The 16,916-nt window shown below is 64.5% G+C and carries 11 protein-coding genes and 4 pseudogenes; 10 read left to right on the plus strand and 5 right to left on the minus strand.

The window, feature by feature from the left end; translation table 11 throughout:
• Window positions 1-163 precede the first annotated feature (163 nt).
• Both ACVWW1_RS36390 and ACVWW1_RS36395 read right to left on the minus strand, forming a co-directional pair.
• Window positions 164-2,429: pseudogene (locus tag ACVWW1_RS36390) on the minus strand (L,D-transpeptidase scaffold domain-containing protein).
• Window positions 2,430-2,735: 306 nt separating this feature from the next.
• A complete protein-coding gene (locus tag ACVWW1_RS36395; RefSeq protein WP_456659208.1) occupies window positions 2,736-4,226 on the minus strand; it encodes a sigma-54-dependent transcriptional regulator in 1,491 nt (496 codons plus the stop codon).
• Window positions 4,227-4,387: 161 nt separating this feature from the next.
• Here ACVWW1_RS36395 and ACVWW1_RS36400 point away from each other — a divergent pair, with 161 nt between their 5' ends.
• The 10 genes and pseudogenes from ACVWW1_RS36400 to ACVWW1_RS36445 all read left to right on the plus strand — a co-directional run bounded on the left by ACVWW1_RS36400 (window position 4,388) and on the right by ACVWW1_RS36445 (window position 13,354).
• Window positions 4,388-6,286: a M3 family oligoendopeptidase gene (locus ACVWW1_RS36400; protein WP_456660764.1), complete on the plus strand. Its 1,899-nt coding sequence runs from the start codon at window positions 4,388-4,390 to the stop codon at window positions 6,284-6,286.
• Window positions 6,287-6,536: 250 nt separating this feature from the next.
• Window positions 6,537-6,689, plus strand: a complete 153-nt coding sequence (locus ACVWW1_RS36405) for an aa3-type cytochrome c oxidase subunit IV (protein WP_097676083.1) — start codon at window positions 6,537-6,539, stop codon at window positions 6,687-6,689.
• Between the two features lie 142 nt (window positions 6,690-6,831).
• A complete protein-coding gene (locus ACVWW1_RS36410) occupies window positions 6,832-7,956 on the plus strand; it encodes a Re/Si-specific NAD(P)(+) transhydrogenase subunit alpha (RefSeq protein WP_456659209.1) in 1,125 nt (374 codons plus the stop codon).
• Window positions 7,957-7,967: 11 nt separating this feature from the next.
• Window positions 7,968-8,285, plus strand: a complete 318-nt coding sequence (locus ACVWW1_RS36415) for a proton-translocating transhydrogenase family protein (RefSeq protein ID WP_456656966.1) — start codon at window positions 7,968-7,970, stop codon at window positions 8,283-8,285.
• A 43-nt stretch (window positions 8,286-8,328) separates the two neighbouring features.
• Window positions 8,329-9,727 (plus strand): annotated as a pseudogene (locus ACVWW1_RS36420) (NAD(P)(+) transhydrogenase (Re/Si-specific) subunit beta).
• A 48-nt stretch (window positions 9,728-9,775) separates the two neighbouring features.
• A complete protein-coding gene (locus ACVWW1_RS36425) occupies window positions 9,776-9,910 on the plus strand; it encodes a hypothetical protein (protein WP_456659210.1) in 135 nt (44 codons plus the stop codon).
• 16 nt (window positions 9,911-9,926) lie between these two features.
• On the plus strand, window positions 9,927-10,745 hold the full coding sequence (locus ACVWW1_RS36430) for an alpha/beta hydrolase (RefSeq protein ID WP_176533680.1): 819 nt from the start codon (window positions 9,927-9,929) through the stop codon (window positions 10,743-10,745).
• A 54-nt stretch (window positions 10,746-10,799) separates the two neighbouring features.
• The gene (locus tag ACVWW1_RS36435) at window positions 10,800-11,897 is read left to right on the plus strand and encodes a calcium:proton antiporter (protein ID WP_456659211.1); all 1,098 of its coding nucleotides are present in this window, start codon (window positions 10,800-10,802) and stop codon (window positions 11,895-11,897) included.
• Window positions 11,898-11,911: 14 nt separating this feature from the next.
• Window positions 11,912-12,196 carry a cupin domain-containing protein gene (locus ACVWW1_RS36440; RefSeq protein WP_092123500.1) on the plus strand — a complete coding sequence of 95 codons (285 nt, stop codon included), beginning with the start codon at window positions 11,912-11,914 and terminating at the stop codon, window positions 12,194-12,196.
• Window positions 12,197-12,460: 264 nt separating this feature from the next.
• The gene (locus ACVWW1_RS36445) at window positions 12,461-13,354 is read left to right on the plus strand and encodes a hypothetical protein (RefSeq protein ID WP_456659212.1); all 894 of its coding nucleotides are present in this window, start codon (window positions 12,461-12,463) and stop codon (window positions 13,352-13,354) included.
• Window positions 13,355-13,443: 89 nt separating this feature from the next.
• Here the strand turns inward: ACVWW1_RS36445 and ACVWW1_RS36450 are convergent.
• The 3 genes and pseudogenes from ACVWW1_RS36450 to ACVWW1_RS36460 form a co-directional block, all read right to left on the minus strand.
• Window positions 13,444-14,388, minus strand: a pseudogene (locus ACVWW1_RS36450) (IS630 family transposase).
• A 417-nt stretch (window positions 14,389-14,805) separates the two neighbouring features.
• On the minus strand, window positions 14,806-16,032 hold the full coding sequence (locus tag ACVWW1_RS36455; RefSeq protein WP_176396397.1) for an IS91 family transposase: 1,227 nt from the start codon (window positions 16,030-16,032) through the stop codon (window positions 14,806-14,808).
• Between the two features lie 20 nt (window positions 16,033-16,052).
• A pseudogene (locus tag ACVWW1_RS36460) lies at window positions 16,053-16,914 on the minus strand (tyrosine-type recombinase/integrase).
• Window positions 16,915-16,916: the final 2 nt, after the last annotated feature.

Genomic DNA, 16,916 nt, shown 5'->3' on the forward strand with positions numbered 1-16,916 from the left:
ACCGACCCGCCCCCAAGTTGGGCTTAACTAACTGGGGGAGTGTGGCAAAAGATAGCCCTGTTCCCCGGACCCCATGGGAAATGGTTAACGTAAACGATCTCGCTTTTCGAGCGAGATCGTTGATTTTACTTCAAAATTTATCCCAATCGGGCGGAGGGGCAGATTAGCGGGTGATCACCCGGCGCTGCTGCTGGGCCTGGCCGCGGCGGACCGGCTGCGGCTCCGGCTGGCCGAATCCCCCGAACAGGCGCTCGAAGAAGTTCGGTCCGGAGGAGCCAAAGCCGCTGTTGTCGCCGGCGACGTTCACGCCAGGCGGCAGGCTGCTGCTCGGCGGCCGCGCGTAGCTCGGCTGGGCGTGCGCAACGACCGTTTCGAGGTCCTTGCCGCGGCTGTTCTTGAGCAGCGACAGCATGGCGGCGTCGCGGCCGTAGATGTCCCTGCGGATTTGCAGCTTGCCGGCGTCGTCCACGAACGCGGTCTGGTAGGTGATGTTGACCGGGATCGGCGTCGGGAATTTCAGATCGACTTCGCTCGAGCCGTACATGCTGCGGATCCGTTCCGGCGTGTAGTGCTGGTTCGGCTCGGTGATGTTGAGCAGCACGGACGCGTACTGATCCGGATTCTGCACGCGCATGCAGCCGTGGCTGAAGGCGCGCTCATCCTTCGCGAACAAATACTTGTCCGGCGTGTCGTGCTGATAGACCAGGAACTTGTTCGGGAAATTGAAGCGGATGCGGCCGAGCGCGTTGGCTTCACCGGGCGGCTGCGAGACGTGGATCGAGCCGTCGCGGTTGCGCTCAAGCTTGAGGCCCATGCGCTGCAGCACCGTCGGATCCTGCTGCAGGGCCGGCAGATACTCGTTGTAGATGATCGACGGCGGCACGTTCCAGGTCGGATTGACCGTGATGTACTTCATCGTCTCGGTCAGCAGCGGCGTGGCGTGCTGGCCGGGCTTGCCGGTGACGACGCGCGTGGTCCAGACCTGCGCGCCGTTCTGCATCACCTTCAGCGTATAGTCGGGGATGTTGAGGATCACATAGGCATTGCCGACATTGGCAGCGCCGAGCTGGCGCGGCAGCCAGCGCCAGCGCTCCATGTTGACGAGCACGGTGTCGATCTGACGGTCGCGCTTCGGATTGTTCAGCGCCTTCACCGTGCGCTCGTCGAGCACGCCGGTCGCCTTGAGGTCGACGCTGCTCTGGAATTTCTCCACGGCCCGCGCGACGGTCGCGTCATACTTGGTGCTGTCGGCATCCTCGGTGATGCCGAGCTTGTTGCGCAGGTCCGGCACGCGCGGATCGTCCATCTCGACCGCGGCCTGCTTCTTGCGCGCGGGGACGTATTTCAGCGCAGGGCCGTCGGCGATCGTGATCACCGGGCCGTCGCCCTGGCCACGCAGCTCGGCGAGCTTCTTCTTGAGCTCCTTGTAGAGCTTCTGCGGCGGGTTATAGCCGTCGAGCGCGGCGGGAGGCGTCCTTGGCCGAGGTCACATTCGCGAACACTTCGGCCGGATCGATCGGATGCTCCGGATAGAGGATGTCCGCCGACACCTGCGACCAGTGCATGCGGCCGCTCTGGGCCTGGCGCGCATAGTCCAGCATGCTGGCCGCGAGCTTCAGCTCGGCGTCGGCCAGCGTATCGGGCGTCGTTGCCGCAGTGAAATCCGGCACCGGATAGTCGGCGGCATCGAGGCCGTCGGCGGCCGCATCCTTCAGGCGGGCGATGACGCCCTTGCCGGCATCGGTCAGCTTGCCGGCCTTGGTGAAGACGGGTGCGTATTCGCGGGCCGAATAGAACTTCTCGGCCGCGGCGCGCTCGTTCTTGCGATCGAAGGTGCGCAGCGACTTGCCGGCGAGCAGCTCGCGCAGCTTGTCGGCGACCGGCTGATCCTCGGCGGCAACGTTGTTCGCGGCCTTCGCGGGTTCGGTCGCCGGAGCTGCCGCCGTCGCGGGAGCCGGAACTGCGGCAGGAGCCGTTGCGGTTGCAGGGGCGGGTGCGGCCGCAGCCGGCGCGACCGCGGTATCGGTCTTCGGTGCATCGGCGGGCTTCGGCGCCGGCGCGGTGACGACATCGGCGGGCTTCGGCTCGACGGCCTTGGCGGTTGCGCTCGGTTCTGCCGGCTTTGCATCGACAGGCTTTGCATCGACGGGCTTGGCTTCGGTGGCCTGCATCTCGGCGGGCTTCACGTCCGCCGGCTTGGCGGCGTCGGGCAGCGCGGCGGTGGTGTCGGCCTTGAAATCGCTTGCGGTGGGCGGCGGCACATTGGCCGGTTCGGGGCGCGGGATCGCGGCGTCGATCGCCAGTTCCGAGGCGCTGGAGCGAGGCGTGTCCTGCGCGAAGGCCGAGCTCGCGGACACCGTGAGGAAGGTCGCCGCGACGGCCATCAATACGCGGTCAAATCCTCGACGGTTGTTCGAACAGTCACGCATTTTCGCACCCCCTGGGTGGAACTGCCCCCCAGATTCTGGAACAGTTCAAATCGGTATTCGGTTTCATAGCTTGCGCGAAAGCGCCCGGCTTCTCAGACGACTCGTATGCCTGCACGCAATTAACGCAGACGATACATTTGCCCCTCTTATGCAGCCAGCGCCTTGCGGGGCAACTCACGACAAACTGACCTCGAAGCGGCTGATTTCGCTCGGGCCGTGCGTTTTTGCCACGCGGCACAGCCTTTGTCTGTCACCGACGGGACACGGTTCAAAAGGTTCCCTGGTATGGCCCTGTCGGCCTCAGGTTTAGGTAGCGTCGCTTGTGGGCGTGCCGGCCGCGGCTTCGTCGAGCTTGCGGTAGAGGGTCGAGCGGCCGATCTTGAGGCGACGCGCGACCTCCGACATCTGTCCGCGATAATGCGAAATCGCGAACCGGATGATCTCGTTCTCGAGATCTTCTAGCGGGCGCACCTCGCCCGCGGCATTGAGTATCGAGAGGCCGCCCGCTGTCGGCAGGGCAGTGGTTACCGGTATTTCGTTACCAGAGATCATGGCGGGCGCTGTGGACGGTGACACCACCAGCGGCTCGCCCTGGAGCATTTTGCCTTCCGGCACCGGATGCGCCGCTCCTTGCGGGAAGTCGGCGAGCCCGAGCTGGTCGCCATCGCTCATCACCACGGCGCGATACACCGTGTTCTCGAGCTGGCGGATGTTGCCCGGCCAATCGAGCTGCGCCAGATGCGCCATCGCATCGCCGCTGATGCCGGTGATGTTGCGGTTCTCCTCGGCGCAGAACCGCGCCAGGAAATGCCGCAGCAGATGCGGGATGTCTTCGCGCCGCTGCCGCAGCGCCGGAATGGTCAGCGGCAGCACGTGCAGGCGGTAGAACAGGTCCTCGCGGAACTGGCCGGCCTTCACGAGATCGAGCAGCTTGCGGTTGGTCGCCGAGATGATGCGGACATCGACCTTGACCGGCTTGCGGCCGCCGACCGCCTCGACGGTGCCTTCCTGCAGCGCGCGCAGCAGTTTCACCTGCGTGGCCAGCGGCAATTCGCCGACCTCGTCGAGGAACAGCGTGCCGCCATGGGCCTCGACGAACTTGCCCTGATGACGCTCGGTGGCGCCGGTGAAGGCGCCCTTCTCGTGGCCGAACAGGATCGATTCGACGAGATTGTCCGGGATCGCGCCGCAGTTCACCGCGACGAACGGCTTGGCCTTGCGCTCGCTGCTGCCGTGGATGGCGCGCGCGAACAGTTCCTTGCCGACGCCGGACTCGCCCTCGATCAGCACCGGGATGGTCGAGGATGCCGCTTTCTGCGCCGTGCGCAGCACGCCGGCCATCGCCTCGCTGCGGGTGATGATGTCGGAGAAGGTCAGCCGGCCCTCGCGGCTGTGGCGGATGCGCTGCAATTCGCCCTTGAGCGCCGATGCGTTGAGCGCGTTGCGCAGGCAGACCTGCAGCCGCTCGAAGCCGACCGGCTTGACGACGAAATCCTGGGCACCGGCCCGCATCGCCGACACCACATTTTCGATGCCGCCATGCGCGGTCTGCACGATGACCGGGACGTTCAAACCAGCTTCACGAATTTTTGCGAGGACTCCGAGACCGTCGAGGCCCGGCATCACAAGGTCGAGCACGACGGCATCGATCGCCTGCGTCTCGGATGCGGTCAGGGCCGCTATCGCCGCGTCGCCACTGTCCACGACGAGGGGCTCATAGCCGCACTTCTGCACCATGTTTTCAACCAAACGACGCTGTACGGCGTCATCATCGGCGATCAAAATGGTGGCAGCCATGGTTTTCCCCGCACGCTACGTTTATCTGTCTCGAATCGGGGCACTGTCGCCGATGCCGATTAACGCACTCTTAAACCTTGCAAACCCGCTTTCATTCCGCCGCCGCCGACATCTTTCCGACTGAAGTAAGGTTACGAACAAGATGACCTCGCGCTCCAAAACTGCTTCCAACAAGTCTGCTCTCAGCAAGGCCGCTCTCCGCAAGGAAGCCGCGCTGCGCAAGACGGCCGCGCAACGCAACACCGGCCGCAGCCAGCCCGGCGGCGAAACAGGCAGCCGGCAAGACCGGCAAGCTTCCGGAATGGAATCTGGCAGATCTCTACTCCGGTATCGACGCGCCGGAAGTCGCACTCGATTTGCAGAAAATGGATGCAGATTGCGTCGCGTTTGAGACCGACTACAAGGGCAAGCTTGCCGAAAATACCGGCAAGGAAGGTGGCGGAAAGTGGCTGGCCGGGGCGATCCGCCGCTATGAGGCGATCGACGATCTGGCTGGCCGTCTCGGCTCTTATGCCGGCCTGGTCCATGCCGGCGACAGCGTCGATCCCGCGATCTCGAAATTCTACGGCGACGTCTCCGAACGGCTCACGGCCGCATCGGTGCATCTCCTGTTCTTCTCGCTCGAGCTCAATCGGGTTGACGATGATGTGATCGAGCGCGCGATGGCCGAACCCACGCTCGGGCATTACCGGCCGTGGATCGAGGATCTGCGCAAGGACAAGCCGTACCAGCTCGAGGATCGCGTCGAGCAGCTCTTCCACGAAAAGGCGCAGAGCGGCTACGCGGCCTGGAACCGGTTGTTCGACCAGACCATCTCCGGCCTGCGCTTCAAGGTCGCGGGCAAGGAGCTCGCGATCGAGCCGACGCTGAACCTGTTGCAGGACAAGGCCGGCGACAAGCGCAGGTCGGCGGCGCAGGCGCTCGCCAAGACCTTCAAGGACAATGAGCGCACCTTCGCGCTGATCACCAACACGCTTGCCAAGGACAAGGAAATCTCCGACCGCTGGAGGGACTTCCAGGATATCGCGGATTCCCGGCATCTCAACAACCGGGTCGAGCGCGAGGTGGTCGATGCGCTGGTCGCCTCGGTGCGCGCGGCCTATCCGAAGCTGTCGCACCGCTACTACGCGTTGAAGGCCGGCTGGTTCAAAAAGAAGAAGCTGCCGCACTGGGACCGCAACGCGCCGCTGCCGTTCGCGGCGACCGGCACCATCGCCTGGCCCGAGGCGCGCAACATGGTGCTGTCGGCCTATAATGGCTTCTCGCCCAAGATGGCCGAGATCGCGGAGCGCTTCTTCAGCGATCGCTGGATCGATGCGCCGGTGCGTCCCGGCAAGGCGCCCGGTGCGTTCTCGCATCCGACCACGCCGTCGGCGCATCCCTATGTGCTGATGAACTATCAGGGCAAGCCGCGCGACGTGATGACGCTGGCGCATGAGCTCGGCCACGGCGTCCATCAGGTGCTGGCGGCGAAGAACGGCGCGCTGATGGCGCCGACGCCTTTGACGCTGGCGGAAACCGCGAGCGTGTTCGGTGAGATGCTGACCTTCAAGCGGCTGTTGTCCCAGACCAAGAACGCCAAGCAGCGCCAGGCGCTGCTCGCGGGCAAGGTCGAGGACATGATCAACACCGTGGTGCGGCAGATCGCGTTCTATTCATTCGAGCGTGCGGTTCATACCGAGCGCAAGAATGGCGAGCTCACCGCCGCGCGGATCGGCGAGCTGTGGCTCAGCGTGCAGGGCGAGAGCCTCGGGCCCGCGATCGAGATCAAGCCGGGCTACGAGACGTTCTGGATGTACATCCCGCACTTCATCCACTCGCCGTTCTACGTCTACGCCTATGCGTTCGGCGATTGCCTGGTGAACTCGCTCTATGCGGTCTACGAGCACGCATCCGAAGGTTTCGCCGAGCGCTATCTCGACATGCTCGCCGCCGGCGGCACCAAGCATTACTCCGAGCTGCTGCGGCCGTTCGGGCTCGACGCCAAGGACCCGAAATTCTGGGATGGCGGCCTGTCAGTTATCGCCGGCATGATCGACGAACTGGAGACGATGGGCTGACGACCATCGGCCTGCCGGCTGGCTCGGGTCAGATTCGCGCAGCGTTTTTTGCGCCTCACGACATGATCGTCCCGTGACGCCCGCGTTTGGGAGATCAATCCTGCTCCCGGGGCGGCCACAGGGCCGTCGCTCGAGGGGTGAATCGGGGACGATTTGCGGTTCAAATCGCCCGATCGGGACCACGCCGTTGCCCTGCCAACCTGTTTGCGGTAATGGCTCGCAGAACGCGAATTTTTGACTGGGGACAGCGATGGCAGACCATAGCGAAGTGGCCTATACGACCGCCGACGGCAACGATTACGTGGCGCATGAGCAGACCTATGAAGGGTTTCTCGTGCTGGTCAAATACGGCACCATCAGCGTCGCCATCCTCCTCGCTCTGATGGCCTATTTCCTGGTCTGATCCCTGATCGGCTAGCGGCATCGCCGTCCCGCGGCGGTGCCGGAATTCCTGTCGAAACCCGGATGGAAAAACCGGGTATCCAATCTGGCGAAAATAACGCTAGTTTGAAGACGCGTGCGCCGCTCGCGCCGCCGGAGGGCCCATGAAGATCGCCGTTGCCAAGGAAATCGATGCGTCCGAGCCGCGGGTTGCGGTTTCGCCCGATACCATCAAGAAGTTCAAGGCGCTGGGCGCCGAGGTCGCGGTCGAGCCGGGCGCGGGCGTCAAGTCGGGGCTGCCCGATTCGGAGCTTGTCGCGGCCGGCGCCACCGTCAGCGCCGACGCGCTCAAGGACGCCGACATCATCATCAAAGTGAAGCGGCCGGAGGCCTCCGAGCTGTCGAAGTACAAGCGCGGCGCGCTGGTCATCGCGATCATGGATCCCTATGGCAACGAGGCCGCGTTGAAGGCGATGGCCGATGCCGGCGTGTCCGCGTTTGCGATGGAGCTGATGCCGCGCATCACCCGCGCCCAGGTGATGGACGTGCTGTCCTCGCAGGCCAACCTCGCCGGCTACCGGGCGGTGATCGAGGGCGCCGAGGCCTTCGGCCGCGCCTTCCCGATGATGATGACCGCCGCCGGCACCATTCCGGCCGCCAAAGTGTTCGTGATGGGCGTCGGCGTCGCCGGCCTGCAGGCGATCGCGACCGCGCGGCGGCTCGGGGCCGTCGTCACCGCGACCGACGTGCGGCCCGCCACCAAGGAGCAGGTGGAGAGCTTGGGCGCAAAATTCCTCGCCGTCGAGGACGAGGAGTTCAAGAACGCGCAGACCGCCGGCGGCTACGCCAAGGAGATGTCGAAAGAGTATCAGGCCAAGCAGGCCGCGCTGACCGCCGAGCACATCAAGAAGCAGGACATCGTGATCACCACCGCGCTGATCCCCGGCCGTCCGGCGCCGAAGCTCGTCAGCGGCGAGATGGTCAAATCGATGAAGCCGGGCTCGGTGCTGGTCGATCTCGCGGTCGAGCGTGGCGGCAATGTCGAGGGCGCGAGGCCTGGCGAGGTGGTCGAGACCGACGGCATCAAGATCGTCGGCTACACCAATGTCGCCGGCCGGGTCGCCGCCTCGGCCTCGAGCCTGTATGCGCGCAACCTGTTCTCGTTCATCGAGACGATGGTCGACAAGGCCAGCAAGGCGCTCGCGGTCAATTGGGACGACGAGCTGGTGAAGGCCACCGCGCTGACCAAAGACGGCGCCGTCATCCATCCCAACTTCCAGCCGAAGTAAGGAGAGAAGCCATGGAGCATCTCGCGCAGGCCGTCGATCCGTTCGTGTTCCGGCTGTCGATCTTCGTTCTTGCCGTGTTCGTCGGCTACTTCGTGGTGTGGTCGGTGACCCCCGCGCTGCATACCCCGCTGATGAGCGTGACCAACGCGATCTCCTCGGTGATCGTGGTCGGCGCGCTGCTCGCGGTCGGCGTCGGCATGGTGTCGAGCGGCTCGCCCTGGGCCCGCGGCTTCGGCTTCGTGGCGCTGATCTTCGCCTGCGTGAACATCTTCGGCGGCTTCCTGGTCACCCAGCGCATGCTGGCGATGTACAAGAAGAAAGCCAAGTGAGCGGCGTGCACCTCGGGGTGACGAAGACAAAGGGGGACCTGAGATGAACGCCAATTTGGCTGCTGTTCTGTACCTCGTGGCGGGGGTGCTGTTCATCCTGTCGCTGCGCGGCCTGTCGAGCCCGGCATCGTCGCGCCAGGGCAATTTCTTCGGCATGATCGGCATGGCGATCGCGGTCGCCACCACGCTGGCGAGCCATCCGCCGGCCGACGGCGTGGCCTGGCTCCTGGTGATCGTCGCGATCGCGATCGGCGGCAGCATCGGCGCTGTCATCGCGCGCCGGGTGCCGATGACCTCGATGCCGGAGCTGGTCGCCGCGTTCCATTCGCTGGTCGGCATGGCCGCGGTGCTGGTCGCGGCCGGCGCGTTCTACGCGCCCGAGGCGTTCGACATCGGCACGCCCGGCAACATCCATCCGCAGAGCCTGGTCGAGATGTCGCTCGGCGTCGCGATCGGCGCCCTGACCTTCACCGGCTCGGTGATCGCGTTCCTGAAGCTGTCGGCCCGGATGAGCGGCGCGCCGATCATCCTGCCGTTCCGCCACGTCATCAACATCGTGCTCGCCTTGGCGCTGGTGTTCTTCATCGTCGGCCTGGTGATGTCGGGCAGCGCGCTCGACTTCTGGCTGATCACCATCATCGCGCTGGCGCTCGGCGTCTTGATGATCATCCCGATCGGCGGCCGCCGACATGCCGGTCGTGATCTCGATGCTGAACTCGTACTCGGGCTGGGCCGCGGCCGGCATCGGCTTCACGCTCGGCAACTCGGCGCTGATCATCACCGGCGCGCTGGTTGGCTCGTCGGGCGCGATCCTGTCCTACATCATGTGCCACGCGATGAACCGCTCGTTCATCTCGGTGATCCTCGGCGGCTTCGGCGGCGAGACCGCGGCGGCCGGCGGCGGCTCGGGCGAGCAGAAGCCGGCCAAGCTCGGCTCGGCGGATGATGCCGCCTTCATCATGAAGAACGCCTCCAAGGTCATCATCGTGCCCGGCTACGGCATGGCGGTGGCGCAGGCCCAGCACGCGCTGCGCGAGATGGCCGACCTCCTGAAGAAGGAAGGCGTCGAGGTGAAATACGCCATTCACCCGGTGGCGGGCCGCATGCCCGGCCACATGAACGTGCTGCTGGCCGAGGCCAACGTGCCCTATGACGAGGTGTTCGAGCTCGAGGACATCAACTCGGAGTTCGCCCAGGCCGACATCGCCTTTGTGATCGGCGCCAACGACGTCACCAACCCGGCCGCCGAAGAGGACAAGACCTCGCCGATCTACGGCATGCCGGTGCTGCAGGTCTGGAAGGCCGGCACCGTGATGTTCATCAAGCGTTCGCTGGCCTCAGGCTATGCCGGCATCGACAATCCGCTGTTCTACCGCGACAACACCATGATGCTGCTCGGCGACGCCAAGAAGGTTACCGAGAACATCGTCAAGGCGATGTAAGGCACGCGGCGAATGGCGCTGAACCGGGAGTGGCATCGAGACCATCGCATGCCGCCCCGGGCTACGCGCGAGCAGCGCATCGATTGGCATGTGACGCATGCGGTGGCGTGCGCGTGCCGGCTGATCCCCGACAGCATCAAGGTTGACGTCGAGAAGCTGCTCAAGCTCCGCGGCAAGACATAGCTGCGGCACCGGTGATATGGCGCTGGCACTCGCAATCCTGAAATGGCTCATGATCGCCGCGGCCGTCGTCTATCTCGGCGGACTCGCGGTGCTGTACGTCAAGCAGCGCGAATTGCTGTTTCCGATCCCGCCGGTCGGGCGGACGGCGCCCGCAGCCGCCGGCCTTCCCGAAGCGGAGGAGAATGTCCTGACCACGGCCGACGGCGAGAAGGTCATCGTCTGGCACGTGCCGGCGAAGCCCGGCCGGCCCGTCGTGCTGTTCTTTCCCGGCAATGGCGATTTCCTTGCCGGGCGGGTGGCGCGCTTCAGGGCCATCGCGGCCGACGGCACCGGGCTGGTGGCGCTGTCCTACCGCGGCTATGCCGGTTCGAGCGGCTCTCCGAGCGAGCAGGGCCTGTTGCAGGACGCAGCAGTGGCTTACGCGTTCACGACAGCGCGCTACCGTCCGGCGCAGATCGTGGTCTGGGGATTCTCGCTCGGCACCGGCGTTGCGGTCGCGCTCGCCGCCGAACATCCGGTCGGCAGACTGATCCTGGAGGCGCCCTATACCTCGACGGTTGACGTCGCCGGCGCGCACTTCTGGTATGTGCCGGTCAGCCTGCTGATGCGGGATCAATTCCATTCCGACCGGCGAATCAGCGACGTCACGGCGCCGCTCCTGATCATGCATGGGACCGACGATCCGGTGATCCCGATCCGTTTCGGCGAGCGCCTGTTCAGCCTCGCCCATGAGCCCAAGCAGTTTGTGCGACTGCCCGGTGGCGCGCACGACAATCTCGACGATTTCGGTGCGATGGGGACGGCGCGGCCGTTTATCGACGCCGCAAGAGGCTGACGGGGGCAATTGTCTATCGCATAATCGCATCACCGGAAGCGAGGGGATCCCACGATGAGCGCACACGGACCGATGCCACGGTCGGCCTGGCTGTATCCTGTTCTGGCGGTGCTGTTGTTTGCGGCGGTCACGGCCACCGGTTACAGCTTCGCGCCGTCGGCCCCCGGCTGGATCTTCGCAATTGTGCTGCTGGTGATCCTGTTCGGCACCGTGTTTGCAGCCGTCCACCATGCCGAGATGATTGCCGAGCGGATCGGCGAGCCGTTCGGCACGCTGCTCCTGACGCTTGCGGTGACCGTCATCGAGGTGGCGCTGATCTCGACCATCATGCTGGGCGACACGCCGGCGCCGACCCTGGCGCGCGATACCGTGTTTGCGGTGGTGATGATCGTCTGCAACGGCCTGGTCGGGCTCTGCATCTTCATCGGCGGCATCCGCTACCGCGAGCAGGATTTCCAGATCACTGGCGCCAATCTCTATCTCAGCGTGCTGTTCGTGCTCGCGACCATCACCCTGGACATGCCGAATTTCACCCTCACCGCGCCGGGCCCGATCTACTCTACGGCCCAGCTCGCTGTGATCAGCGTCGTGACCCTGCTGCTTTATGCGGTGTTCCTCTACACCCAGACCATCCGCCACCGCGATTATTTCGTCAGCGGCGCCAATGAGGCGGCGGCGCATGGCGAGGTGATGTCGGACCGCATGACGGCGATCAGCGTTGCCCTGCTGCTGGTTTCGCTGCTGGCGGTGGTGCTGCTGGCCAAGAAATTCTCGCTGGTGGTCGATGTCGTCACCGTCAAGATCGGCGCGCCGCCGGCCTTTGCAGGTCTGGTGGTGGCGGCCCTGATCCTGCTGCCGGAGAGCGTTGCCGCGGTGTCGGCGGCGCGCAAGAACGACCTGCAGAAGAGCATCAACCTCGCGCTCGGCTCCTCGATCGCAACCATCGGGCTCACGGTTCCCGCGGTGGCGGTTGCCGCCTATGCGCTGGACAAGCAGCTGGTGCTCGGGCTCAGCAACCAGGATATGCTGATCCTGCTGCTCACCTTTATGGTCAGCATGCTCACCTTCGGAACCGGCCGCACCAACATCCTGTTCGGGCTCGTTCACATGGTGGTGTTCGCCGTGTTCGTGTTCATGGTTTTCGTGCCCTAATTGGAGAAGTGACGATGCTCAGCGCCAAATCGGATGTTCAGGTGGACACGGCGGAGGTCCGCGTGACCGAATGGCGGCTCGCGCCGGGCAGCGCCACCGGCCATCACACCCATGAGATGGACTACGTCATCGTTCCGATCACGGCAGGCGAGATGACGATCGTGGCGCCGAACGGCGAGCGCTCGAAGGCGCAGCTCGGGGCCGGCAGGTCCTATTTCCGCAAGGCCGGGGTCCAGCACGACGTGCTTAACGAGACGGCCAGCGAGATCGTATTCCTCGAGGTCGAACTCAAGCCCTGACGCGGTGCAAAAAGCCCTGCAAGGAACCCTGCGCGGGCCGAATGGCAGGTCCGAGTCCGCGGGGCTGTGGAAATTCATAACCCGTTAACGGCTGCACGATGATCTAGAAGGCGGACGCGGCCTACGCAGGGGGCGCCTCCGCTGAAACCAAAGTGACACCAAAGGTGACGTCGGAACGGGGGTTTGCCACCGATCCGTCGCAGTTGATCCCTGAATGTGCCTCAAAGTTCCAGCATGAAATAACGGGGTGGGGAGTGGCAGGTCATGCTGAGTTACCTGAAGAAATTCGTGATGGACATCTTACCCTCGGTGGCAGCGACCATCATCGGGGCGTACATCGTCAATCATTACATCGTGGCCAAGCCGCAAGCGCCGGATGCCGCAGCCGTGACCGCCGCCGTGGATCCCAAGGCGGATCCGAAAGCCGCTGCCAAGCCCGCCGAAAAGTCCACCGTGGTCAGCAGCCTCCCGGAAGCCGGCGTGAAGGCCAAGGGCATGTCCGAGCGCACCCTGATCGAGCGGTCGGCGTCGGAGAAGGCCACCGTCACCGAGAAGCCCGCCGATCCCAAATCGGCTGATACCAAATCTGCCGACACGAAAGCTGATGCGCCGGCCGAGACGGCCAGCATCCCGGCCGACGCGCGCCATCATCCGGCAGCGCCGAAGGCGGTCGCGAAGGCTGCGCCCGCCGCGGCACCGGTCGAGTCCGCCGTCACGCCGGAGGAAGCCCGCGATGCCAACGATCTTGCGCGTGCCGCCATCGAGCGGCTGCGCAAGGAGCGTCCGCAGGACGCTGCGCGTTCCCAGGACGCCGTGCGCTCCCAGGACGCTCGCAGCACTGATCTCGCCCGCCTGCCTGACCAGCAGCGTCCGGCGGCAGCCCCGGCGATCCGGCCGTTGCCGCCGCCGATCATGGTGTCGAACCCGTCCAGCGACAATGCCGATCAAGCCGCGCAGCCGCGTCCGCCCTACGCCGCCAATGCCCAAGATGCGAATCGGCTGACGCCGCCGGCCGACATTCCGGTCCCGGTGCTGCAGGCTCCGCTCGACCTGCGCGCCGACGCTGCGATGCCGGCGCCGAAGAACGAGCGCACGTCGGTGACCGACGACATGTTCTCCGGCATGAAGTCGATGTTCCACGCCGTCCTGCCGAAGTAACCCGCAGCACGGATCTGTCGTTCTCGACGCATCCTGTTCGAACGAAGCGGTATCCGCTTCGTTCGAAAGCGCGCTAGAGCATGATGTGTTTATACGGAAACGTACCCTGAATTTTTTTGAGATAGTTGGCGCACTCCTCCTTGGAGAAGACGTCGAGGAGTTCGCCGACCTTGCGCCAAGTCGCTTCGACATCACGCGGCTGCGCGGCTCGCATCAGGTGTTTGAGCTTGGCGAAGACCTGCTCGATCGGATTGAGGTCGGGGCTATAGGGCGGCAGGAAGAGCAGATGGGCTCCTGTGGCGCGGATGGCGTTGCGCGCCGCCTTGCCCTTGTGACTGCCGAGATTGTCGAGAATGACGAGTTCACCCTTTGCGAGGGTCGGCGCCAGCACCTGCTCGACATAGAGGGTGAAGAGCTCGCCATTGATGGGGCCGTCGATGACCCATGGCGCGCTGATCCGGTCGTGGCGCAGCGCCGCGATGAAGGTCATGGTCTTCCAATGGCCGAAAGGCGCAGACGCCTGGAGACGTTGCCCACTCGGTCCCCAGCCTCGCAGCGGCGCCATGTTGGTTTTGATCCAGGTCTCGTCGATAAAGACCAGGCGCGAGGCGTCGATCCTGCCCTGATGGGTCTTCCAGCGCGTCCGTTTACGCGCGATATCGGGACGATCTTGTTCGGCCGGCAGGATCGTTTTTTTTGAAGCTCAGCCCTTCGGCATGGACGAACGTCCACACTGCCCGCACGTCGGTCTTGATCCCGCGCGCAGCCAGTTCCTGCGTCAGCTTCCGCAAAGTGAATGGGCCGGAGCGAATGCGTTTGCGCAGCCAGTCGGCATTGGTGCCGGACAGAACCGGCTTCTTGTGACCGCCGATCTTGCCGGGAGAAACGCCTCCGGTCTCCCGCCGCAGATTCTTCCACTTTGTCACACAGGAAGGACTGATCTGAAGCGCTTCTGCAATCGAACGCACGGTCTCGCCCGCGTCAGCCCGCGCCAGAGCGAGTTCACGAAGATCTTCCGAATAGGGTCGCGTCATCCATGCTGGCCCCCGTTCCAGCATGGAGTTTGAATCAGAAATTGTCCCTTCTGGGAATCTGGAGGGTTCTGTGAGGTCGCGCTCACGCGAGGGCGCGGCAGGCGCTTATGACGCGACCTCATTGAAGCCGGATTGAACGAAGGCGCGGGAGGCTATTCGCGGTTTTGCAGCTATGGGGATTGTTCGAGATCGCCATGCCCGATCTGCTGGCTCGGCGCGTGAGGCAGAGACACAGGAGTGCGCATCCTGGAAGAGTTGAGATCAGACGCGCTTCGCCTGAGATCGCGATAGGCCTTTTGCTGCATCGGACGGTTGTTGTCGCGCAGTGTGACAGCACGGATTCGACATCGTCCGCGATGATCGAGACGCTGGGAGCGAAATGACGAATGATGATCGTCGTGCACGACATGACTTGGCTCACGATGTGTCGCATCGGAACGGTGATGTTCGAGGGCTGGGGCGTCTGAAGCTATGTCGAAAGCGCTCAATGATGCGCATGACGCCACCACAATCGGGACAGGCAGGAACCTCGGCCCAGGTTTGAGCCTCCGAATCCACAGGCGACGGCTGGCCATCGTTTGGGGCTGTTCGCTCATGATCGAGAAGTTCGCGGCAAAGGGCGAGCTTGGCAGCGCGATGGCGGTTGGCCATGAAGCCGAAGTGGCGGATGCGGTGGAAGCCGTCAGGCAGCGTATGAAGCAGGAAACGGCGAATGAACTCATCGGGCTTGAGATTCATGATCTTTGTCGCGCTGTTTTGGCGATAGTCCTTCCATGAGAAGGCGACATGATCGTCGTCGAGTGCGACGAGCCGGCTGTTGGCGATCGCGACGCGATGGGTGTAGCGGCCGAGATAGGCCAGGACCTGTGCGGGTCCGCCGAAGGGCCGCTTGGCGTAAACAACCCAGTTGATGCGTCGCATGGCGTCGAGGTGGGCCGCAAAGGCAGCCGGCTCGGCCAGAGCTCCGAGATCGCCGAAGAAACGCAAGGCACCGGAGTTGAAGGCTGCCGACAGACGTTTGAGAAAAAGTGTGCGAAATAGTCTGGACAACGGTTTGACGGCCAGGAAGAAGTTCGGTCGGCAAGCGGTCCAGCGCGCGCCATCGGGCGAGAGGCCGCCACCCGGAACGACGCAATGGACGTGGGGATGATGCATCAGCGTCTGTCCCCAGGTGTGGAGGACGGCGACGCCGCCGATCGCACCGCCGAGCCGGCGTGGATTGGCGGCGAGCGTCGTCATCGCCTCGGCGGCAGCCTTGAACAGGATGGCATAGACGACGGCCTTGTTCTGGAAAGCGATCGCGGCGATCGGTGCGGGAAGTGTAAAGACGACGTGGAAATAGGGAACCGGAAGCAGGTCGGCTTGACGCGCGGCGAGCCACGCGGCTCGGGCTCTCCCCTGACACTTCGGACAGTGCCGATTGCGGCAGGAATTATAGGCAACGCGTGTCGTGCCGCAGTCGTCGCAAGCCTGCATGTGGCCGCCGAGCGCCTCGGTCCGGCACGCAACGATCGCGCTCATCACGCGCCGCTCGACCCGCCCCAGATGACCGGCATGTACACGGCGATAGGCGTCGCCATGCCGGCGCAGAATATCGGCAATCTCGATGGCGGGCCTGTTGGAGCGGATGTCGGAGCGGGTCATGACCCGCATCCCGCTGCGGGTCATCCAGGTGGCGTCACCTCCAGCGACAGGCGATCGAGCGGGCTCTGCGTCGCTCGGATCGTATCGGTGGCGACCTGCGTGTAGCGCGCTGTCGACGACAAATTATTGTGCCCGAGCAAGACCTGGATGATCCGGATATCGGTTCCGTTCTCGAGAAGATGTGTCGCGAAGCTGTGGCGCAGCGTGTGCAGCGTGACGCGCTTGGTCAGGCCCGCAGCCTTCACCGCCGACCGGCAGGCGGCATGCAGCACGGTCTGATCGATCGGATGATCTTCGTCACGACCAGGGAACAGATAAAGCCGCGGCCGGGCGAGCCGCCAGTAGGTGCGCAGGATGCCCAGCAGCTGGGGCGACAGCATCACGTTGCGATCCTTCGCGCCCTTGCCGTGGCGCACCTGGATGACGCCGCGGGCGCCTGTCGATGTCTTCGATCCGCAGTCCCGCAACCTCCGAGGCCCTGAGCCCGGCCGCATAGGCGGTGGTGAGCGCGGCGCGGCTCTTCAGGCTCGATACCGCTTCAAGAAACTGAACCACTTCGTCGGCGCTGAGAACGACCGGCAGCTTGCGCGGTTCTCGCGCATAGGGAATGCGCTCTGGGATGAGCGCCTCGCCGAGCGTGACGCCGTAGAAAAACCGTAGCGCACAGACGATCTGGTTCAGCGCCGGCCATGAGATGCCGGTCGAGACCAAATGCACCTGGAAGGCGCGGACGTCTTCCAGCTCTAACCGGTCAGGCGATCGGCCAAAATAGCGGCTGAACTTCGAAACCGCGCTGATGTAGGATCTTTGCGTCGCCGGCGACAGATTGCGGACGGTCATGTCTTCGATCATGCGGCGGCGAAGAGGGCTCAAATCGGCCATCT

The sequence above is a fragment of the Bradyrhizobium sp. JR3.5 genome (genome assembly GCF_054057015.1).

Bases quoted from the DNA above. Each gene is read 5' to 3' on its own strand.
- ACVWW1_RS36395 (WP_456659208.1), bottom strand. From the start codon at position 4,226: ATGGCTGCCACCATTTTGATCGCCGATGATGACGCCGTACAGCGTCGT.
- ACVWW1_RS36405 (WP_097676083.1), top strand. From the start codon at position 6,537: ATGGCAGACCATAGCGAAGTGGCCTATACGACCGCCGACGGCAACGAT.
- ACVWW1_RS36410 (WP_456659209.1), top strand. From the start codon at position 6,832: ATGAAGATCGCCGTTGCCAAGGAAATCGATGCGTCCGAGCCGCGGGTT.
- ACVWW1_RS36415 (WP_456656966.1), top strand. From the start codon at position 7,968: ATGGAGCATCTCGCGCAGGCCGTCGATCCGTTCGTGTTCCGGCTGTCG.
- ACVWW1_RS36425 (WP_456659210.1), top strand. From the start codon at position 9,776: ATGCCGCCCCGGGCTACGCGCGAGCAGCGCATCGATTGGCATGTGACG.
- ACVWW1_RS36430 (WP_176533680.1), top strand. From the start codon at position 9,927: ATGGCGCTGGCACTCGCAATCCTGAAATGGCTCATGATCGCCGCGGCC.
- ACVWW1_RS36435 (WP_456659211.1), top strand. From the start codon at position 10,800: ATGAGCGCACACGGACCGATGCCACGGTCGGCCTGGCTGTATCCTGTT.
- ACVWW1_RS36440 (WP_092123500.1), top strand. From the start codon at position 11,912: ATGCTCAGCGCCAAATCGGATGTTCAGGTGGACACGGCGGAGGTCCGC.
- ACVWW1_RS36445 (WP_456659212.1), top strand. From the start codon at position 12,461: ATGCTGAGTTACCTGAAGAAATTCGTGATGGACATCTTACCCTCGGTG.
- ACVWW1_RS36455 (WP_176396397.1), bottom strand. From the start codon at position 16,032: ATGACCCGCTCCGACATCCGCTCCAACAGGCCCGCCATCGAGATTGCC.